Origin of the sequence: Plantibacter sp. CFBP 8804, from assembly GCF_014841225.1 — a bacterium.
In the GTDB taxonomy this organism is placed as follows: domain Bacteria; phylum Actinomycetota; class Actinomycetes; order Actinomycetales; family Microbacteriaceae; genus Plantibacter; species Plantibacter auratus.
In genome coordinates this window covers 161279-182292 of record NZ_JACYTU010000004.1, presented here as the reverse complement: position 1 = coordinate 182292, position 21014 = coordinate 161279, and the positions used below count along the sequence as shown (strand labels likewise).

General features: G+C 71.2%; 16 protein-coding genes. 7 read left to right on the top strand and 9 right to left on the bottom strand.

What is annotated here, in order from left to right:
* Nucleotides 1–178: 178 nt before the first annotated feature.
* Both argG and IFU11_RS10815 read right to left on the bottom strand, forming a co-directional pair.
* The gene (argG, locus tag IFU11_RS10820) at nucleotides 179–1618 is read right to left on the bottom strand and encodes an argininosuccinate synthase (protein ID WP_079704472.1); all 1440 of its coding nucleotides are present in this window, start codon (nucleotides 1616–1618) and stop codon (nucleotides 179–181) included.
* 377 nt (nucleotides 1619–1995) lie between these two features.
* Nucleotides 1996–3975, bottom strand: a complete 1980-nt coding sequence (locus IFU11_RS10815) for a M13 family metallopeptidase (protein WP_192018953.1) — start codon at nucleotides 3973–3975, stop codon at nucleotides 1996–1998.
* Between the two features lie 150 nt (nucleotides 3976–4125).
* On the opposite strand from IFU11_RS10815, the gene IFU11_RS10810 reads away from it, so the two are divergent.
* From IFU11_RS10810 to IFU11_RS10780, 7 genes are all read left to right on the top strand, one after another.
* Nucleotides 4126–7032, top strand: a complete 2907-nt coding sequence (locus IFU11_RS10810) for a rhomboid family intramembrane serine protease (protein WP_192018952.1) — start codon at nucleotides 4126–4128, stop codon at nucleotides 7030–7032.
* A 65-nt stretch (nucleotides 7033–7097) separates the two neighbouring features.
* Nucleotides 7098–8438 (top strand): MATE family efflux transporter, encoded by a 1341-nt coding sequence (locus tag IFU11_RS10805; RefSeq protein WP_371742762.1) that lies wholly within the window; start codon nucleotides 7098–7100, stop codon nucleotides 8436–8438.
* 98 nt (nucleotides 8439–8536) lie between these two features.
* Complete coding sequence (locus IFU11_RS10800; RefSeq protein ID WP_085511350.1) at nucleotides 8537–9112, top strand: hypothetical protein; 576 nt, start codon at nucleotides 8537–8539, stop codon at nucleotides 9110–9112.
* Between the two features lie 183 nt (nucleotides 9113–9295).
* Nucleotides 9296–10219, top strand: coding sequence for an ABC transporter ATP-binding protein (locus IFU11_RS10795; protein ID WP_192018951.1), 924 nt, complete (start codon nucleotides 9296–9298; stop codon nucleotides 10217–10219).
* A complete protein-coding gene (locus IFU11_RS10790; RefSeq protein WP_192018950.1) occupies nucleotides 10216–11076 on the top strand; it encodes an ABC transporter permease in 861 nt (286 codons plus the stop codon). The genes IFU11_RS10795 and IFU11_RS10790 overlap by 4 nt, the downstream gene beginning before the upstream one ends.
* 86 nt (nucleotides 11077–11162) lie before the next feature.
* Nucleotides 11163–12458, top strand: coding sequence for a sensor histidine kinase (locus IFU11_RS10785; protein WP_192018949.1), 1296 nt, complete (start codon nucleotides 11163–11165; stop codon nucleotides 12456–12458).
* Nucleotides 12455–13084 (top strand): response regulator, encoded by a 630-nt coding sequence (locus IFU11_RS10780; protein ID WP_192018948.1) that lies wholly within the window; start codon nucleotides 12455–12457, stop codon nucleotides 13082–13084. The genes IFU11_RS10785 and IFU11_RS10780 overlap by 4 nt, the downstream gene beginning before the upstream one ends.
* Before the next feature lie 26 nt (nucleotides 13085–13110).
* Here IFU11_RS10780 and IFU11_RS10775 read toward each other — a convergent pair whose 3' ends face one another.
* The 7 genes from IFU11_RS10775 to IFU11_RS10745 form a co-directional block, all read right to left on the bottom strand.
* Nucleotides 13111–14415, bottom strand: coding sequence for a glycoside hydrolase family 125 protein (locus IFU11_RS10775; protein ID WP_229940179.1), 1305 nt, complete (start codon nucleotides 14413–14415; stop codon nucleotides 13111–13113).
* A gap of 102 nt (nucleotides 14416–14517) precedes the next feature.
* Nucleotides 14518–14919 (bottom strand): YbjQ family protein, encoded by a 402-nt coding sequence (locus IFU11_RS10770; protein WP_079704464.1) that lies wholly within the window; start codon nucleotides 14917–14919, stop codon nucleotides 14518–14520.
* A complete protein-coding gene (locus IFU11_RS10765) occupies nucleotides 14916–16202 on the bottom strand; it encodes an amidohydrolase (RefSeq protein WP_137242808.1) in 1287 nt (428 codons plus the stop codon). Before IFU11_RS10765 ends, IFU11_RS10770 begins: the two co-directional genes overlap by 4 nt.
* A gap of 75 nt (nucleotides 16203–16277) precedes the next feature.
* On the bottom strand, nucleotides 16278–16607 hold the full coding sequence (locus tag IFU11_RS10760; protein ID WP_192018947.1) for a hypothetical protein: 330 nt from the start codon (nucleotides 16605–16607) through the stop codon (nucleotides 16278–16280).
* Nucleotides 16604–17143: a hypothetical protein gene (locus IFU11_RS10755; RefSeq protein WP_192018946.1), complete on the bottom strand. Its 540-nt coding sequence runs from the start codon at nucleotides 17141–17143 to the stop codon at nucleotides 16604–16606. Before IFU11_RS10755 ends, IFU11_RS10760 begins: the two co-directional genes overlap by 4 nt.
* A gap of 198 nt (nucleotides 17144–17341) precedes the next feature.
* Nucleotides 17342–19876 (bottom strand): AAA family ATPase, encoded by a 2535-nt coding sequence (locus IFU11_RS10750; RefSeq protein ID WP_192018945.1) that lies wholly within the window; start codon nucleotides 19874–19876, stop codon nucleotides 17342–17344.
* Entirely contained in the window at nucleotides 19876–20940 is a 1065-nt protein-coding gene (locus IFU11_RS10745; protein ID WP_229940175.1) for a LacI family DNA-binding transcriptional regulator, read from the bottom strand. Before IFU11_RS10745 ends, IFU11_RS10750 begins: the two co-directional genes overlap by 1 nt.
* Nucleotides 20941–21014 lie beyond the last annotated feature (74 nt).

Below are 21014 nucleotides of genomic sequence, written 5' to 3'. Positions count from 1 at the left end.
AGGACGGCCCCGGCGGGTCACATCGGCCACCCGGCGTGTCCGGCGGGACACGCCGCACCGGTCCTGAGTTCTGAACCCGCGCCGTCCCCAACTCAGGAGTCGTCCGGTGTGTCGCAAGCACTCCAGCCCGACGCACCGCAGGACTCCTGAGAACGGAANTCGGCGTTACGTGGTGCGACTAGTCGGTGCCGGAGTCGAACGCGGCGCCCTCGGAAGCGAGGTCGGTCGCGCGCTCGAGGGCGTCGGCGGTCGGGTCGAGGAGTTCGCCACCGAGGATCTCCTGCGCCTCACCCTGCTCGAGCTTGCCGACGAGGTCGGCGGTCGCGCCGCCGACGATGCCGGCCGCTGCGTACTGCTCGAGCCGCGAGCGCGAGTCCGCGATGTCGAGGTTGCGCATGGTGAGCTGACCGATGCGGTCGTCGGGACCGAACGCTGCGTCACCGACGCGCTCCATCGAGAGCTTGTCGGGGTGGTAGCTGAGGCCCGGGCCCGAGGTGTCGAGGATCGTGTAGTCGTCGCCGCGGCGCAGACGGATCGAGACCTCGCCGGAGACGGCGGAGCCGACCCAGCGCTGGATGGACTCGCGCAGCATGAGCGACTGCGGGTCGAGCCAGCGGCCCTCGTACATGAGGCGGCCGAGTCGGCGACCCTCGTTGTGGTAGTTGGCGACCGTGTCCTCGTTGTGGATCGCGTTGAGCAGACGCTCGTACGCGATGTGGAGGAGCGCCATACCGGGGGCCTCGTAGATGCCGCGGCTCTTCGCCTCGATGATGCGGTTCTCGATCTGGTCGCTCATGCCGAGGCCGTGCCGACCACCGATGGCGTTGGCCTCGAGGACCAGCGCGACCGCGTCAGCGTACTCGACGCCGTTGAGCGCGACCGGGCGACCGGCCTCGAAGGTGACGGTGACGACCTCGGAGGCGATCGCGACGTCTTCACGCCAGAACGGCACGCCCATGATCGGCTCGACGAGTTCCATGCCGGAGCTGAGCTCCTCGAGGCGCTTGGCCTCGTGGGTGGCGCCCCAGATGTTGGCGTCGGTGCTGTACGCCTTCTCGGTGGAGTCGCGGTACGGGAAGTCGCGGGCGACGAGCCACTCGCTCATCTCCTTACGGCCACCGAGCTCGTTGACGAAGTCGACGTCGAGCCACGGCTTGTAGATGCGCAGGCGCGGGTTGGCGAGCAGACCGTAGCGGTAGAACCGCTCGATGTCGTTGCCCTTGTAGGTGGAACCGTCGCCCCAGATGTCGACGCCGTCCTCCTTCATCGCGCGGACGAGCATGGTGCCCGTCACGGCGCGGCCGAGCGGCGTCGTGTTGAAGTAGGTCTTGCCGGCGTTGCGGATGTGGAACGCACCGCACTGGAGGGCGACGAGGCCCTCCTCGACGAGCGCCGACTTCGCGTCGACGAGGCGCGCGATCTCGGCGCCGTACTCCTTGGCGCGGTCGGGGACGGCGCCGATGTTCGGTTCGTCTGCCTGGCCGATGTCGGCGGTGTAGGTGCACGGGATGGCACCCTTCTCGCGCATCCAGGCGACGGCGACGGAGGTGTCGAGACCTCCGGAGAAGGCGATGCCGACGCGCTCGCCGACGGGGAGGCTGCTCAAGACTTTAGACACGCCTGCGATTCTACGGGTTCGCGGGGAGTGGAGCACGTCGCCGCCGGTACCGCCTCGCCCAGGCCGGGGGACGGCTGGGGCTGTGGCGATATCGACGGCGACGCTGCTGTGAACCGGACGGATCGGACCAGGTCCACCCAGGCGCTGTTCGGGTCTCGCGCCATGAGCTTCTCGAGTGCATCGGGATGACGATTCGTCGACTCCAGAGTGATTCTCGCAGCGTCCACCGGCCTTCCGCATGTCCCACTACTGGGGTCATCGGCAGGGGGCGACAGGCGGAGCCGACCCTTCGACAAGCGGTTCCTGCCCTTCGACAAGCCCTGCCCTTCGACAAGCTCAGGGACCGGGTGGTGAGGGGACAGGGACCGGCAGGTCGGCTACCAGATGGTGACGCGCTCCTCGGGGGCGAGCCATGCTGCGTCGGACTCGGTGACGCCGAACGCCTCGTAGAAGGCGTCGATGTTCCGGACGATCTGATTGCAGCGGAACTCGTTCGGCGAGTGCGGGTCGATCGACAGCAGTCGGATGACCTCCGCGTCGCGTCCCTTCTGCTGCCAGGCCTGCGCCCAGGAGAGGAAGAACCGCTCCGCGCCGGTGAGGCCGTCGATGACCGGCGGCTCCGCGCCCTCGAGCGACAGCAGGTACGCCTTCCAGGCGATGCCGAGCCCGCCGAGGTCGCCGATGTTCTCGCCGATCGTCAGGGCGCCGTTCACGTGGTGGTCGGGCACCTGGGCGGGAGCCAGCGCGTTGTACTGCTCGATGAGCGACGCGGTGCGCTCCTCGAACGCCGCGCGGTCGGCCTCGGTCCACCAGTCGGTGAGTCGGCCGTCGCCGTCGAACTTCGACCCCTGGTCGTCGAAGCCGTGCCCGATCTCGTGACCGATGACCGCGCCGATCGCCCCGTAGTTCGCGGCGGCGTCGCGACCGGCGTCGAAGAACGGGTACTGGAGGATGGCGGCGGGGAACACGATCTCGTTGAAGCCGGGGTTGTAGTAGGCGTTGATCGTCTGCGGCGTCATGAACCACTCGTCGCGGTCGAGCGGCTTGCCGATCTTGCCCAGTTCTCGGTCCATCTCGAACCGGCTGGCACGACGGACGTTGCCGAGCAGGTCGTCGGCCTCGAGCTCCAGCGCCGAGTAGTCGCGCCACTTCACGGGGAAACCGATCTTCGGCGTGAACTTGTCGAGCTTCTCCAGCGCGCGCGTGCGGGTCTCGGGGCTCATCCACTCGAGGTTCTCGATGCTGTCGCGGTACGCCTCGACGAGGAAGCCGACGAGGACGTCCATCTCGTCCTTCGACGTCGCGCCGAAGTGCCGGTCGACGTAGATGCGGCCGACGGCTTCGCCGAGCATGCCCTCGACGAGCGAGACGCCGCGCTTCCAGCGCTCGCGCTGCTGCGGCGTACCGGTGAGTGTCTTGCCGTAGAAGTCGAAGTTGGCGCGACCGAACTCCTCGGAGAGGTACGGTGCGGCACCGTGGACGACCTTCCAGGCCAGCCAGTCCTTCCAGGACTCGAGCTGCTCGTCGACGAGGAGCTCCCCGAGGCCCTCGAGGAAGCTCGGCTCGCGCACGACGATCTCGGCGAACACCGCGTCGGCCGCGCCGATCGCATCGCGCCACACGGCGAGGTTCGGGCCGTCGAGGTCGGCGCCCGCGGCGAGCGCCGCCGCTTCGTCCCACGAGTACAGGTTGTACGTCTTCTCGCTGTCGCGGGTGGCGACGTTGTCCCAGTGCTTGGACGCGATCGCCGTCTCGAGGGCGAATACGCGGTCGGCGCGTGCGGCAGCGTCGTCGATGCCGGCGAGCTCGAACATCGTCTGGAGGTGTGCGCGGTAGGCGTCGCGGATCTCGGCGAAGGTGTCTTCACGGAAGTAGGACTCGTCGGGCAGCGTGATACCGCCCTGTTCGGCGAAGACGAGGTAGCGCTCGGGGTTGCCCGGGTCGTTGTCGACGAAGAGCTGCAGGAAGCCGCCGACCCCCTCGGCCTCGAACTCGCCGGACAGGCGGAGGAAGGACTCGATGGAGTCGACCGCTGCGACGCGGGCGAGCTGGTCGGCGAGCGGGGTCGCTCCGAGGGCGTTGGCCCGGTCGACGTCCATGAAGCTGGCGTACAGGGCGCCGATCTTCACGCCCTCCTCGCCGTCGGGGTTCGTCTGCGACTCTTCGATGATGTCGCGGACGGCGTTCTCGGCGTCTTCCGCCAGCTGGTGGAAGGAACCCCAGCGAGCTTTGTCGTCGGGGATCTCGGTGCGGTCCATCCACTTGCCGTTCACGTGGCGGAAGAGGTCGTCCTGCGGCCGCACGGCCGGGTCGAGTTCGGAGCGGTCGATGCCGGAGGCGAGCTGCGCGTCAGTCATGCGGATCAGCCTAGCGACGGCACCTGACCACGGCTCGGGTGTTCTCTCAGAGCGGGCGTGCAGCTCTGGACCGAGTCCTGTGGAGGAGCGTCGCGAGCGCTTCGGGGAACGAGGGACTACCGTTGACCCACCCGGCCGGAAGGAGCCCGCGTGGACTGGTTGGCCGACTTCCCGCCCGGCGTCCTGCTCCTCGTCGTCTTCCTGGTCGTCGCGGTCGAAAGCCTCGGCGTGCCGTTGCCGGGAGAGACCGTGCTCATCGGGGCGACCCTCCTCGCCGCGTCGAGCGGCCTGAGCCCGGTGTTCGTCGCCGCCGCGGCCGCCGGTGGTGCGATCCTCGGCGACTCGATCGGGTACTGGATCGGCAAGCGATACGGCCGGCGGCTCCTGTCGGTGCTGAACCGCAGGTTCCCGAAGCACGTGGGGCCGAAGCGGCTGGGCGCCGCGGTGCACCTCATGCGGCGGTGGGGGCCGTGGGCGGTGTTCGTCGGACGGTTCATCGCCGTCCTCCGCATCTTCTCCGGACCGCTCGCGGGCATGTTCCGCATGACGTACCCGCACTTCCTCGTCGCCAACGCGGCGGGTGGCATCGCCTGGGCCTCGCTCGTGGTGACGGTCGTCACCGTGCTGGGGAGTGCCGCGACCGAGTTCCTGCACCGCTTCTCCTGGGCGGCGCTCGCGTTGGCCGGCGCCGCGGCCGTCGTGATCGCGGTGGTCGTCGTGTTCCGGCTCCGTCGTCGAGCTGCCCAGCCGGCCGCCGATCGCGCGCCCGTGTCGATGACCGAGGCGGAACTCGACGAACTGCTGTCGCCATCCGGGTCGGCCTCTGCCACGACCGACGCCGACGCCCGAATGGACACGCCGACCACCCGGACCGCCAGCTCGGCCCCCGTCCGCACCGATCTGCGCGCCGCGATCTCCGTCGTCCTGACGCCGCTGCGCTGGGCCCTGCGGACGACCCCCGCGACCACCGCCTTCGTCACCGTCTTCGTCGCACTCGGCGTCGTGACCGGCGGCCTGTGGCGCCCGATCGACCAGGCCGCCTGGTACCCGGCGTTCGCCTACGGGGTGCCGAGCCTCGAAGCCGGGCGCTGGTGGACGGTCTTGACGGGCATGTTCATCACCGCCGACCCGCTCGCCTACCTCGTCGCGATCGTCGGCGCGGCCGTGTTCGGCGGGTGGGTCGAGGTCCGATTCGGCACGCTGCGGGCGTCGGCGATCTTCGTGACCGGCCATCTCGTCGGTATCCTCGGGGCCCTCGGTGCGGCCTTGGCGCTGGCTCGGCTCGACTGGCCGTGGGCGCAGTCCCTCGTGACGACGCTCGCCGTCGGTCCGAGCTGCGGCATCCTCGCCTGCGTCGCGACCGCGACCGCGTTCATGCGTTCCCCCTACCGGCTGCGCTGGCGGCTGCTGCTCCTGTCGTGGGTGTCGATCGCGCTCCTCTACGTCGGGAAGATCGACGACCTCGAGCACTTCATCACGACCGTCGTCTTCGTGATCGCGGCCCGCATCCTCCTCGGCGAGCACCGGTCGACCCCACGACCGACCATGCGCGACTGGCGACTCTTCGCCGTCTCCGGACTGCTCGTGATCGGCGCGGTGCAGCTGCTCGTCACCCTCGTGCCGCTCGACGGGCCGCTCGGTTCGACCACCCTGACCCAGGGCTCCATCCTGGACGTCGGGGTCGACACCATCGCGATCCTGGTGATCGCGAACTGGCTCCGCCGTGGACACCGCTGGGCCTGGTGGGCGGCGATGGCGCTCACCGTCGGCAACCTGCTGGTCACGCTCGCCCTCATCGCCCTCGCCTGGCTGGCCCAAGTGCCGCTCGTGGCGTCGACCATCTGGATCTCCGCGAGCGTCCTGTGGGTGGGACAGGCGGTGGTCCTCGTGCTGTCGCGCCACGCGTTCCGGGTCGCGGCGAACCAGACCAGGCGACGCCTGCCCGGGGCGATCGGTCCGGGTGCGCGGCGAGCACGCGCCAGGGCGGCGCAGCTGCTGCACGAACACGGCGGCGGACCGTTGGCTGCCTCGGCGCTCCGACCGGAGAACCGGGTGTTCGTCACGGCCGACGGTGGACACGCGGTCGCCTACCAGCAGCACGCCGGCGTCGCGCTGGCCCTCGGCGAGCCGATCGGCGACCCCGGCGGTGCAGCAGCAGCGGTGTCGTCGTTCGCGACGGCGGCCGAGCAGGAGGGGCTCACACCGGCGGTCTTCGCCACCCGCGACGCGCGCATCGTGCCCGAGGGGTGGCGGGTGTCGCCGCTCGGTCGAGACCTCGTGCTCGACCTCCGCGGGGCGGATGCATCAGGACCCGCTGGTCCGGACGATGCGACGGGAGCCACCCGCGCGGATCCGACGGCCTCGATCCTCCTGGCCGCTCGCGAACTGCCGTGGGAGCTCCGCAGCCAGATCCGCGCGCTGTCGTCGGTGTGGGTGTCCGACCGGCACGTGCCCGAGCTCGGTCTCACCGTGGGTTCGAGCATCGACGCCCCCGATGACGACGACCGGCAGCCGACCGCCGCGGTCCGGGTCTCCGTCGTGACGGACGCCGCGGGCGCCGTGCTCGCGGCGGTGTCCTGGTTGCCGATCCCGGGGGCCGGCGGCACCGTGCACGGGTGGGTGCTCGATGCGGTCCGGCGCGCACTGCCGAAGGACGACGCCGGAACAACGACGGGTGCGGGTGCGGGTGCAGCGTCACGTGAACACGCCAGCCGAGCCGTCGAGCTGGCTCTGACCGACGCATGCCGACGATTCGCGTCCGAGGGCGCGTCCCTGGTCTCGTTCGCTGCTTCCGGACTGGCACAGGACGGCACCGAGCCCGACGGCGTCGCCGTGCGCACGATGGCCGGCATCGCCCACCGGGTCGACCCCCTCGTCGGCTTCGCCGAGATCGCCGACGTCGCCGAGCGCCTGGGTGCCACCGCCGTACCGCTGTTCCTCGCCTGCCGCGAGGACGCCGACCAACCGCGGGTCGCCTACGCCGCCGCGGCCGGCTTCCTCACGGGCATCCGCCTGCGCGACCTCCCCGGCCTGAGCGGATCGCTACTCGTGCGGTAGGCCTTCGGCTCGTCCCGCCTCGGACGGCGACGCGGCGTGTCACCACCCGCGGCTAGGCTCGGCGGGTGACCACGGGACAGGACAGGCGACGGCTGCAGCCTGTCGACCGCGACATCCTCCGGCTCGCGGTCCCCGCGCTCGGGGCGCTGATGGCGGAGCCGCTGTTCCTGCTCGCCGACTCCGCGATGATCGGCCACCTCGGCGTCGTGCCGCTCGCCGGCCTCGGGGTCGCGAGCGCCGTCCTGCAGACGGTCATCGGCCTCATGGTGTTCCTCGCCTACGCGACGACACCCGCGGTCGCCCGACGCCTCGGACACGGCGACGAACGCGGCGCGGTGTCGCTCGGTGTGGACGGCCTCTGGCTGTCACTCGGGCTCGGTGTCATCATCGGTGCGGCCGGCTGGTTCCTCTCCCCCACGCTCGTCGGGCTGTTCGGTGCGACGGACGCCGTCGCCCAGCAGGCCGACACCTACCTCGGCATCTCGATGCTCGGCATCCCCGCCATGCTGCTCGTCTTCGGTGCGACCGGGCTCCTCCGCGGGCTGCAGGACACGACAACACCCCTCGTGGTCGCCGGCGCCGGGTTCGCCGCGAACATCGGCCTCAACTTCCTCTTCATCTACGGCCTCGGACTCGGCATCGCGGGATCCGCCATCGGCACCGTCATCGCGCAGTGGGGCATGGTCGTGGCCTACCTCGTCGTCGTCCTGCGCCACGTGCGTCGGACGGGAGCGAGCCTCCGCCCGCACCGCGCCGGCCTCGGTGGCGCGGCCCGTTCCGGCGGGTGGCTGTTCCTCCGCACCGTCAGCCTCCGTGCCGCGATGCTCATCGCCGTGTTCGTCGCGACCGACCTCGGCACCGACGAACTCGCCGGGTTCCAGCTCGTCATGACCCTCTTCGCCACCCTCGCCTTCGCGCTCGACGCCCTCGCGATCGCCGCGCAGGCCCTCGTCGGCAAGGGGCTCGGGGCCGGCGACGTCGCAGGGGTGCGCGCCGTCCTCGTCCGATGCCTGCAGTGGGGCGTCGGCTCCGGGATCGTCCTCGGCCTGGTCATCGCGCTCGCAAGCCCGGTCATCGGCCTGCTCTTCACGAGCGACCCCGACCTCGCGGCGCTCATCGTGCCCGCGATCATCGTGCTCGCCGTCACCACTCCGCTCGGCGGCGTCGTCTTCGTCCTCGACGGCGTCCTCATCGGCGCCGGCGACGCGAAGTACCTCGCGATCACCGGGCTGCTCAACACGCTCGTCTTCCTGCCGTTCGCGCTCGCGGTCCTCGCCTGGGCACCCGGCGGGCAGACCGGACTCACCTGGTTGGCACTCACCTTCTTCGTCGGCTATCTCGGCGCGCGCGCGACCACCCTCGGGCTCCGCGCCCGCACGACGACGTGGATGCGCACCGGGGCCTGACCGACAACTGGGGAGTTGTCCCCATTGAGGCTGCCGCCTCGGTCCCCCATCCTGGACCTGAGCATCCGTCAACGCTCACGATTCCAGGGGGAACCACCATGTCACTTCGCTCCGCTCACCACCGTCTCCGCGTCTCCGCGGTGGCCGCCGTCGCCGTCATCGGGCTCTTCGGGCTCGCCGCCTGCAGTAGCGGCGACGCACCGGCCGACTCCGAACCCTCGACGAGCGCCACGACCGCGCCCGAGGCCACGGAGGACGCTGCCCAGGAAGAGCCGGCATCGGGCGCGACGAAGTGCACCGAAGAGCAGGTCAACACGCTCAGCGCAGCCAGCGGCGTCGCGGTCCCGGCAGCCGCTGTCGCCGCGGCGAAGGCCACCTTCGCTCCGGCCGCCGTCCTCGGCGACCTGCCGACGGTGTGCATCCTCAGCTACGAAGCGGGTGCCGCCTCGGGCAGCTACGCCGTCCTCTCCGGCGGCGCTGCCTCCCTCACCGCAGCAGCCGCGAACGCGACGGCCGGTGGCGCGAGCGTGACCGAAGCCGCCGGTACGTTCACCGGATCGCTCGACGGGCTGACGATCATCGGCATCCCGTTCACCCAGCTCACCCAGGAGACCGCCGGGTTCGAGAACGTCGAGGACCTCGTCGTCGTCGTCTCCACCGCGGCACTCGGCTAGGCCACCGCAGCGTCACACCAGCGCCCATCCGCCCTCGTCGGGCGGGTGGGCGTTCGTGCGTGTCGGCAGACCGAGCCGGAGCGACGGGGCGCCAGGCCGCTCGCGCATCAACCGATCGGTGGATGCGAGGATCAGCCCCTCCACCGCTACCGGTGCGCGTCGCAGCGGACGAGCATGGACACCATGAGCACACGACCGATCATCGAGGTCCGCGGGCTGCGCAAGCAGTACGGCGATTTCACCGCCGTCGACGGGGTCTCCTTCGACATCCACCCGGGTGAGACCTTCGCCCTGCTCGGCCCAAACGGTGCCGGGAAGAGCACCACGATCGAGATCCTCGAGGGCTACCGGCACCGGACGGGCGGCGAGGCGAGCGTCCTCGGTGTCGACCCGGCGAAGGGCGGTCTCGACTGGAAGGCCCGCCTCGGCATCGTCCTCCAGTCGAGTGCCGAGGCCGCCAACGTCACGGTCCGGGAGCAGCTCACACAGTTCGCCCGGTACTACGCGGACCCGCGGGATGTGGACGAGGTCATCGAGGCGGTCGGGCTTACGAGCAAGGCGGGCACGCGCATCGGCAAGCTCTCGGGCGGCCAGCGTCGTCGGGTGGACGTCGCGCTCGGGGTGGTCGGCCGCCCGGCCCTCCTCTTCCTCGACGAGCCGACGACCGGGTTCGACCCCGAGGCGCGTCGGCAGTTCTGGGAACTCATCCGCTCGCTCAAACGCGACGGCACGACCATCCTCCTCACCACCCACTACCTCGACGAAGCCGCCCAGCTCGCCGACCGCGTCGCCGTCATCACGGCGGGTCGACTCGTGGAGATCGGCGCGGTCGACGAGATCGGCGGCGCCGAGGCCCGGATCCCCGTGGTGCGCTGGCGCGACGAGCACGGCCTCCACGAGGGACGGACCGAGGCACCGGCTGCACGGGTCGCCGATCTCACGGCGACACTGGGCGGAGAGCCGCGCGACCTGGAGGTCATCCGTCCGAGCCTCGAGGACATCTACCTCGGGCTCGTCCACGCGGCCGACGCCGCTGCGGCGCCAGCCACCCCATCCGAAGCACCGTCACCGGCCACGCAGGTCACCACGACAGGAGTCGGCGCATGACCACCATCGACCGCACCACCAACACGCTCGTCCCGGCACTCCCCCGCGGACGCACCCTCCGACTCGGAGCGAGCCGGATCGGCTACGAGACCCGCATCTACTTCCGCTCCGGCGACCAGGTGTTCTTCACCTTCCTCTTCCCCGTCGTGATGCTCGCGATCTTCTCGACCGCGTTCAGCGCGATGGGGAACGTGGGCGAGGCACCCGACGGCACCGGCGGGGTCAGCCAGGCCGCCTTCTACCTCCCCGGCATGATCGCCGCGGGCATCCTCCTCTCGGGCGTCCAGAACCTCGCGACCGACATCGCGACGGAGAAGAGCGACGGCACGCTCAAGCGCCTCGGCGGCAGCCCGCTCCCGGTGATCTCCTACTTCCTCGGGAAGATGGGGCAGGTCCTCGTCACCTCGGTGCTCCAGATCGCACTGCTGCTCCTCGTCGCGCGGTTCCTGTTCGACGTCACCCTGCCGACCGAGCCCGAGCGGTGGCTCACCTTCGCCTGGATCTACCTGCTCGGCATCGCCACGTCGGCGGTGCTCGGCATCGCCCTGTCGGCGCTCCCCCGCACGGGCAAGAGCGCGACGGCCGTCATCATCCCGATCGTGCTCGTGCTGCAGTTCATCTCCGGCGTCTACCTCTCGTTCACGATGCTCCCCGAATGGCTGCAGAGCGTCGCGAGCGTCTTCCCGCTCAAGTGGATCGCGCAGGGCATGCGTTCCGTCTTCCTGCCGGAGGGGTTCGCCTCGCAGGAGCCGTCCGGGGGCTGGGACCTCCCGATGGTCGCGCTCGTCCTCGTCGTCTGGGCGGTCGTCGGCCTCGTCCTCACCCGCCTCACCTTCCGCTGGGTCCGCCGCTCCTAGCCCGCGAACTGTCAGTTCCGGTGGGTGTACGCCACCGGAACTGGCAGGAAGTGACAGTTCGCGAGCAGGGATGGGAGGGTTGGGACATGGACGGACGACGGTGGTGGGATGTCGCGTTCGGCGCGGGGTGCGTGATCGTGGGCGCGCTCGTGAGCGTCAGCGCGGCCGGGGCACCGGAGCGGGTCGTCGGCGTCTGGATCGTGCTGGCGGTGCTCTGCCTCGTCTACTACACGGCCGGGCGCCGCACCGTCGAGCGTCCGCAGGGCGGGCTCTGGTTCGCGATCACCCTCATCGCCCTCACTGCAGTCGGGACGGCGTTCTCGCCGAACGTCCTGACCCTCCAGTGCCTCGTGTTCCCGCTGCTGTGGGTGTTGACGCCGAAGACGCGGAACGCGATCGTCCTCAACATCGCGAGCGCCGCGACCCTCGCCGTCGGCTTCATCGTCGGACAAGGCGCCACCCCCGACGTGATCCTGCAGGGGCTCGCGATCCAGAGCGTCTCGCTCGTCTTCGCGCTGTCCCTCGGTCTCTGGATCACCCGGATCGCCGAGCTCGGCGACGAGAAGGCACGACTCCTCGTGAGTCTGCAGACCGCTCAGGCCGAATCGGAGCGAGCGAGCCGGGAGGCCGGGGCTGCCGCCGAACGCGAACGCATGGCGCGAGACATCCACGACACCATCGCGCAGAGCCTCACGAGTGTGGTGCTGCTCGCGCAACGCGCCCGTTCCGAGGTCGGCGAGACCGTCGCGGGCACGCCGGACGCCTCCCCGCTGGACGGTCGACCGATCGCCGCCCTCGACAGCATCGACCTCATCGAGAGCACGGCACGCGACGCCCTCCGCGAGGCGAGATCCCTCGTGGCAACGACGGCGGCGATGCCGGCCGCCGACACGACGCTCGGTGACAGCCTCCGCCGCTTGGGCGAGCGGTTCGCCCGCGAGACAGGTGTGGCCGTCGACATCGACGCTCCGTCCGAACGATTCCAGCGGGCGCCCGAGGTCGTGCTGCTCCGGAGTGCCCAGGAGGGTCTCGCGAACATCCGGAAACACGCCGCCGCCGACCGCGTCGAGCTGGCGCTCACCGTCGACGGCGGCTGGGCCGAACTGCGGATCTCCGACGACGGGGTCGGGATCGCGGACCCGGACGGCGCGCTGCTCGGGACCAGTCCGGGCGCGGGCTTCGGGCTGCACGGCATGCACGACCGGGTGACGCTGCTCGGCGGGACGGTGGAACTCACGAGTGCCGCCGGAGCGGGGACGACCGTGCGGGTGCGAGTGCCGGTGACGATCGAAGCGGGCCCTTCGACAAGCTCAGGGACCACGGACGGCGTGTCGGCCGGCAGCCCCTCGACAGGCTCAGGAACCGTGGAGGAGGGACGATGACACGGATCAGGATCGTCGTCGCGGACGACCACCCCATCGTGCGGTCGGGCATCGTCGCGCTGCTCGGGCGCGCGGACGACCTCGAGGTCGTCGCCGAGGTGGCGGATGGTGCTGCGGCGGTCGCGGCTGCCGAGGAGCACCGGCCGGACCTCGTGCTCATGGACCTGCGCATGCCGGTCCTCGGCGGTGCGGAGGCGACGGCGCGCATCGTGCAGCGCGTGCCAGGCGTCCGGGTGCTCGTGCTGACGACCTACGAGACCGACGACGACATCCTCGGCGCGATCGAGGCCGGAGCCGGCGGCTACCTGTTGAAGGCGGCGCCCGAGCAGGAGATCCTGGCCGGCATCCGTTCGGTGGTCGCCGGTCAGACGGTGCTCGCGCCGACGATCGCGGCGACACTCGTGGGCCGCATGCAGGGCGGGACACCAACCCGCCCCCAGCTCAGCGCTCGCGAGCTCGAGGTCCTCGCGCTCGTCGCCGCCGGCAACAGCAACCGGGCGATCGCGGCGGCACTCTTCATCTCGGAGTCGACGGTGAAGACGCACCTGCTGCACGTCTTCGAGAAGCTCGAGGTGGCCGACCGGACCCGGGCCGTCACCCGTGCACAGGAGCTGCGCCTGCTCTGAGCCGGCGCACGAGGCGGCGGGTCCGTTCAGTCCCCTCGGGGCACGGGACGCCGCACGTGCGTGCGCAGACCCACCACGTCGAGGACGAACTCGCAGAACATCGCGTTCGCCCAGGAGAACCAGGGGCGGGTGAAGGTGTCGGGGTCGTCCTTGTGGAACGACTCGTGCATGACCCCGGTGCCGGCGTCGGTCCGCAGCAGCGTGTCGAGCAGACGGGCGCGGTCCTGCTCGTCCTGCGAGGTGAGGCCCTCGATGGACAGGGCGATCGGCCAGATGTGGTCGTGGGGTGTGTGCGGGCTCCCGATGCCACGGGCGGCGGACCCGACGAAGTAGCTCGGGTCGCCCTCGCTGAGCAGGAACCGTCTGGTGGCGAGATACCGGGCATCGTCGGGCGCGCACCAGCCGAGGAACGGCAGCGAGAGCAGGCTCGGCACGTTGGCGTCGTCCATCAGGAGCGCGTTGCCGAACCCGTCGACCTCGTAGGCGTAGACGTCGCCGTACTGATCGGTCGTCACGACACCGTGGGCGTCGATCGCGGTCTCGAGCTCGCGTCGGAGCGCACCGGCCTCCGCGGCGAGTGCCGCGTCGTCGAGCACATCGGTGGCGATCGATTCGACCCCGGCGAGCGTCACCGCGGCGAAGAGGTTGCCGGGAACGTTGTAGCCGTACCGCCCTGCGTCGTCGCTCGGCCGGAACCCCGACCATGAGAGCCCGGTCCACGCCGTTTCCGGCCCGAGTCCGTCGCGGACGAGCGTGTCGGAGAGCGGCGCGTCGAACCGCTGGAACCGGTACGGCGAGCGCTCCTCGTGGTGCTGTTCGACCCGCCAGACCTCCATCGCCGCGACGACGGCGGAGCGGTACCGCGCGTCCAGGTGGTCGCGGCGCCCCGTCGCCAGCCAGATGTCGTGTGCGAGCTGGAGCGGGTAGCAGAGCGAGTCGATCTCGTACTTGCGTTCCCACACCCAGGGCGACGCGTCGGTGCGGTCGTCTCGGTGGCCGTGTCCGTTCGGGTCGGCGTTGAACGCGTTCGCGTAGGGGTCGAGCGCGATCGCGTCCAACTGCCGGCGGTTGACCGCGACGAGCAGCTCGGCCAGCTCGGGGTGGTCGGCTGCGAAGTGGAGATAGGGCGCGAGCTGGGCGCTCGAGTCGCGCAACCACATCGCCGGGATGTCGCCGGTGAGCATGAAGACGGTGCCGTCCGGCATGGGCGTCATCGTGCTGTGCAGGGTGTCGGCGAAGCAACGCTCGAACATCTCGGCCACCCGTTCGTCACTGCGCTCCCGCACAGCCGTGGTCACCTCGGTGATGAGTTCGTCGATCCAAGCGGTCACGGGTCTCCTCCGTCTGCGTCGGCGCGGTGATCGGGCGGGTCAGGTCGAGTCAGGTCAGCGCAGGTCGGAACGAGGGGGCGCGCCCCGTGTTCCACCCCACCGTCAGACGTCGCCGCGTGGTTTCGGGGCGTCCGGCTGTTCCGCCGCGTAGGCGGACTGGCCGGTCGCTCCGGGCTCCCCGGCGGGGATCGGGACGAGGTACGCCGCGGTGCCGTAGGCGGTCAGCTGCGTCCACGCACCGCCGATGTCGGTGGTCTCGAGACGCATCGCGAGGACCGCGTTTGCGCCGCGCTGTTCCGCGTCGGCCACCAGGCGTCGCATGACCTCCTGGCGGGACTCGAACAGCAGTTGGGTCATCCCCGGGACCTCGCCGCCGCCGAGCGCCGAGAAGCCGATCGACATCGAGGAGCCCCAGTCGCGAGCTCGCACGGTGAGCCCGACGACCTCGCCGAGGACGGCGTCGATGCGGTGTCCTGCGACGGTGTCCGTCGTCACGACGATCATGCGGTGGCCGCCGTTCCGGCCAGACGCGACAGTGCCGCGAGCGAGAGCGCTGCGATGCCGGTGTCGAGGGTGGGGTGGATGAGCGGAGCGAACTTCGAGGAGTGGTTGCCGGGGAGGTCCTGCTCCATGCGGCCCGAGGCGTAGGCCGCCGCGAACGCCTGTGGATCGGCGCCACCGAGGATCCAGTAGACGATGGGAGCGTCGGCAGCCGTCGCGAGCATGCCGACGTCCTCACTCCCCGTGACGAGACCGGGGTCGACGATGCGATTGGCACCGAACGCGTCGGCGAACACCGCCGTCACCGCACCGGTCGCCGCGGGATCGTTCACGAGCACCGGGAAGGTCTCGGTGTGTTCGATCACCGGTTCCCGCTCGGCGCCCGACGCGGCGGCCTCGGCGCGGATGATGCGCTCCATGGAGCCGACGACGCGGTCGCGCACGTGCGGTTCGTAGCTGCGGATGTTGACGCCGATCTGCGCGGTGTCGGGGATGATGTTGTTCTTGGTGCCGGCGTGCATCGTGCCGACGGTGAGCACCGCGGTGTCAGTTCCGGCGACCTCGCGGGACACGATGCTCTGGAGGCGGACGACCGCCGACGCCGCCATCACGATCGGGTCGATCGTCGACTGCGGGCGGGATCCGTGCCCGCCGCGGCCGTGGAAGGTGACGCGGTAGGCGTCGGTCGCGGCGAACGACGGACCGGCGTGCGTGCCGACGACACCGGCAGGCAGCGGACCGACGTGCTGGCCGAACACGATGTCGGGCTTCGGGACGCGTGCGTAGAGGTCGTCGTCGATCATCGCCTGCGCACCGCCGCCGGCCTCCTCGGCCGGCTGGAACAGGACGACGAGCGTCCCGGACCAGGTGTCGCGCCGTGCGGCGAGCAGTTCGGCGGCACCCAGCAGACAGGTGACGTGGACGTCGTGGCCGCAGGCGTGCATGACCGGGACGTCATTGCCCTCCGGGTCGACCCCGCGCGCGACGCTCGCGTAGTCGAGGCCCGTCTCCTCCAGGACGGGCAGGCCGTCCATGTCGGCCCGCAGCAGGACCGTCGGTCCTTCGCCGTTCTCCAGGACACCGACGACACCGGTGCCGCCGATCCCCGTCGCGACCCCGTACCCGAGGCCGGTGATGCGATCCGCGACCAGGGCGGCCGTCCGGTGCTCCGCGAAGGAGAGCTCCGGATTCGCGTGCAGGTCCTGGTAGACCGGGGCGAGGGACACGGCGAGCGCGGCCGCCTCCTGCTGGACGAGTGCGGCGGTGGCGATGGGCTGGTCGGTCATGGGTCTCCTTCGAGCGTCGCCTCCACCCTACGACCTGGGGCTCGCGATGCACCGGGAGCGCGTCGAACCGGCCGCTCAGCTCCGTTCGCCGGCGCGACGCTTCCGGAGGCCGACCACGACGAACACGACCGCGACCGCCAGGGCGATCGCCGCGACACCGAACGGTCCGATCGCCGCGAGCAGCGCACCGAACCCGGCGCGGCGTCCGGTGCTCCGCCCGGCGACCTCGTCCCAGATCGGGGTGAAGCACAGGATCGCAGCGAGGAGACCGATCCCCGCGCCGACGAACCAGCCGAACGGTGAACTCCCCCACTCCTCCACGGACCACTGGGATGGCGTCTCCTCCTGGCCGGATCGATCCGGTTCGCGCACAGGTTCCCGCCCGGGCTCGTGCACGCCGGTCATCGCTTCCACACCGTCCCGCCCGAGCCACCGTCGGAGGTGCCGACGTAGACGCCGGTCACCTCCAGACCGTCGGTCGACGACAGTGGCACGCAGACGGTGACCGTCTCACCGGCGACCAGGTCGTCGGCGGCGGCGACCGGATCCTCCGGTGTGCCGCTGCACTCGGTGAGCCCGATGAACGAGGCCTCGAGGAGGCTCCCGTCCGACAGCCGTGCGAAGACGTTGTTCCACGGCACGGCGAGCACCTCGGCGGCAGCATCGCCCGTGTAGGCGAACTCGATGGACGCGAAGTAGACGTCGTCGTCACCCTCGATCTGATCGGCCACCTCGGCCGGAGCCTCGTCGACCGAGGCGACCGTGACGGCGAAGTCCTGATCACCGTTCCCCGCGGTCTTCGCCGGCAGGGTGACCGTCGCCGTGTCTCCGACCGAGACGTCACCTCCGGAGCACCCTGCGAGGGTGGCGGCGAGCACGAACAGCCCGCCTCCAGCGGCAAGTCGTCTGAGCCGGTTCGTCGATGGTCGGTGTCGCGTCATGGGGTGTTCGTCCTTCTGCTGGCATGGGCCGACGAGCTGCGTCGTCCGGCCGGATGTCGGTCTGTCTCGGGCTCGCCGCACGGCTCGCTCCGGCATGATCGTGGCGGATCGAGGCGACCGCGGACCAGTCACCCGAACGAGCCCGAACGTCCGGGCGCCGAGGACCGCCGATTGCCGCGTGTCCACTGGTTTCCGCCGTCAGGGTCGGAGGGAAGCCGCGCGCATCGTCTGGACGGCCGTGGCTCGCCAGTGGCCGACCGCGCTGAGGAGGTCGGCTGCGGCGGTGGACGCGGCGTCGGCCGCCGCCCGGTCGCCGCGGATCGCCGCCGCCCTCCCGATCGTCTCGAACGCCCGCGCCTGCTCGACCCGGTCACCGAGCAGTTCGGCGAGCTCGAGCGAGCATCGCGCCCAGCGCTCGGCGGTCTCGGCGTCGTCGGCATCGGCGGCGATCTCGCCGAGGGTGCTGCAAGCGTCGGAGCGGAGGAGTGGGTAGCCGACACGCTCGGCCGAGGCCAGGGCGGTGTCCGCCAGACGCGCGGCCTCGACGAGGTCTCCGCGTCGACGAGCGACCTGGGCGAGCTGGATGGCGATCTCGGCGTCCTCGTCGAACGTCGTCGGACCGCCGTCGTCCGCCCCTGCCGCGAGCAGGGCCGCCTCCGCCTCGGCCACACGGTCGAGGTCCAGCAGGATCATGGCGCGCTGGGTGAGGAGGTATCCGCGGTTGACGCCGGCACCGCCGTGCTCGAGCAGGGTCGCGCAGCGCCGGAGCGCCTCGTCGAACCGGCCCTGCGCCTGGAGCAGGAGCACACGGTTCGACTCGACGATCGTCAGATTGACGTCATCCCCGGCTCGAGTGCTCACCGCCTCGGCCAGATCGAACAACCGCTCCGACCGGCGATACCGGCTCGTGATGCGCGCCAGATTGCCGAGGTTGCCGAGCGCGCGCCCTCGCGTGATCGGATTGCCGGCCGCGGCCGCGATCCGAGCGGCGCGGAGATACGACTGCTCGGCTTCCGCCATCCGTCCCAGTTGGCGTTCCACATTGGCGATCACGTTCATCGTGCGACCCGGCTGCTCCTCGGTGAGGAGGCGGCTCGCCCGATGCAGGTGGTCGAGGGCGTCGTCGTACCGACCGAGCTTCTCGAAGGCGCGGGCGAGGAGCTCCGCGGTCGTGCCTCGTCGGTCCCGCGGCACGAACGGCGCGGCGAGCTGGAGGAGTTCGGCCGCATGGCTCCAGTAGCCGGCATCACCCACCGGCTCCACCACGTCGAAGACGAGCGCGGCGAGCGCGTCGCCCGCCCGCTGGTCGACCGCGAGCGCTGCGGCGGCCACCAGCCCGTCGGCGAGGGACGCGTCGACGCGGACGGAGCCGACCAACTCGCGGAACCGGTCCAACACACGCTCGGCCAGCACCACGAGGACCGACGGGCGCTCCTGCTCGACCCCGAGCCGGTGGGCCGCGGTGTGGACGAGCGGGTGCAGTTCGACGGTCCGCTCCGAGACGGTGGCCAGGTGCATGTCCGCCAGGCGACGGAGCAGGCTCACCGAGGTCGGCGCATCCGCGCCGGCGTCGTCCAGCAGTGTCCCGACGACGTCCAGCCGTACTGGGCCGCGGAGCAGGCCGAGCCGCCGGAACAGGGCTGCGGCGGCCGGTCCGACGGCGGCGACCGAGGGTTCCAGGAGCGGCACCGCGTGGTCGCGCCGCGGGCGGTCGCCGAAGCGCTCGGCCACATCGGCGAGCGACCAGTCCGGGTGGTCTTCGATGAAGCGCAGCACGAGGTCGAGGTCGAGGCGGATCCCGCTGATCGCCTTCGCGAGCCGACGGACCGCCGCGTCGTCGGCAGAGGAGGACGTCGGACGCCGCGAGGCGGTCGCGGCCGAGAGCAGCCGGACCGTCTCCTCGGTCTCGAGCGGCAGGACGGTCCGACGGTCCACCGCGAGTCCCTCCGCGGCCGCCAGTGCCTCGAGGCCGTCGAGCCGGGCTCGCGAGGTCACGATCAGCTGGAGACCGCACCCGGCGGGACCCCGGGCGTGGTCGGCGATCAGGAGTGGAGCGAGTTGCGCTGCGGAGAACGCGTCCTCGAGCAGGACGACGATCCGGCGGTCGCGCGCCGCTGTTCGGAGCGTCTCGCGCAGCGCTGCGGCGTCGTGGCGACGATCGGACCGACCTCCGACGGCGCGCACCAGTTCGCGCAGGACCTCGTCCGCTTCCGCCGGACGCTGCCCGTCTTCGAATCCGTGCAACCGGACGAGGAGCACCACCGCACCGGGGGTACGGCGGCGTTCGACCTCGGCGAGCCGCCTCGCGACCTCGGCCTTGCCGACCCCGGGGAGCCCGGTGAGGACGACGACGGGTGCGGCAGCGGGTTCCACACCGGTGGACGTCGATCCCTCGGCTGCCGGTAGGACGGAGGCGGACACCGGGCCCCCGAGCGTCGCACCGTTCAGGCGCGCAGCAGTGGTGCGCCACTCGGCGGCCGCTGACGCTGAGGCTCCGAGGGCGAGGACGAGGTCGTGGATGAGTTCGGCGTCGACCCGATGCCGGTCGGTGCGGAAGCAGTCGTAGACCGTCACCTTGCCGGGGGCGTCGCGGGAACCTCGTCTGAGCCGGAGGGCACCGACCCGCCGGGCCAGCTCGGCGAACGACGGCGCACCGGCCGCCGCGCGCAACCCCGTGAGCGCCTCTGCCAGCTCCCCCAGGTCGGCGATGGACGAGAGGGTGGTCGGTCGCATCACCGGGCCCGGCGCGCCGGTGCCGTGGTCGCGCCAGGGTGGAACCGGACCGCGAACTGCTCGCACTCCGGATCGCGGCCGTCGAGCATGGCGACGATCGCCCGGCCGGCGGCCGACCCCTTCTCCCGGGAGGGCTGCCAGACCGTCGTGAGGTCGTAGTCGAGCCCTTCGACGCGGATGCCGTCGAACCCGACGACGCTGAGCTCCGCGGGAACGGAGATGCCGAGCTCCTCGGCTGCGCGGATGACACCGGCGGCCAGGAGGTCGCTCTGTGCGGCGATCGCCGTCGGGCGCTCATCCGCCGGAACGTCGAGGATGGCGTGTCCGGCGACCCGCCCCTCCTCGAGCGATGACCCCGTGGTGACGAACCCTTGCGCGTCGGGGAAGACGTCGCGGAGGCCCTGCAGGCGTTCGATGGCAGGGACCGTCGTGGCGGATCGCTCCCACTCGGGCGTGAGCGGGCCGCGGCGTTCGGTCGGGTCGAGGTTGAGGGTGACGACGGCGACCCGCTCGTGGCCGCGGTCGGCGAGGTGTCGCGCCTCCTCACGCACGCCACCGCGGTTGTCGACGGCGATGTCGGGGACGCCGAGGGCTGCGAGTCCTTCGATCGACACGATCGGCATCCCCCGTCGGCTGAGGATCGCGACCGAGCTGTCGAGGTTCGGGCTGCAGCCGATGAGGACGACGCCGTCCATCGGGGCGTTGCTCAGCTGCAGGGTGCCCTCCTGCGCATCGTTCAGGAGCAGCAGACCGGCACCGACCGCGCCGAGTTCGTCGGCGAGTCCGTCGAGGGTCTGGACCATCACCGGGTCGCGGAAGGAGTGCCCGATGCGGCCGGCGACGACGGCTCCGACGATGCCGCTGCGTCCCTGGCGGAGGGAGCGGGCCCGCGGGTCGGGGCCGGCGTAGTCGAGGTCGGCCGCAGCCTGCAGCACCCGCTGCTTGGTCGCTTCGGACACGGGTCCGGCGCCGCTGAACGCCAGCGAGGCGGTCGACGGCGACACCCCCGCACGCTCGGCGACATCGGCGAGCGTCGGTCGCGAGGGGCGTGTTTCCTGGTCCACGATCTGCTAGCTTAGTCGACGGAATCGAATCGATTCGATTTCCGCCAGATCCACCCAGATGCACGGGCCTCACC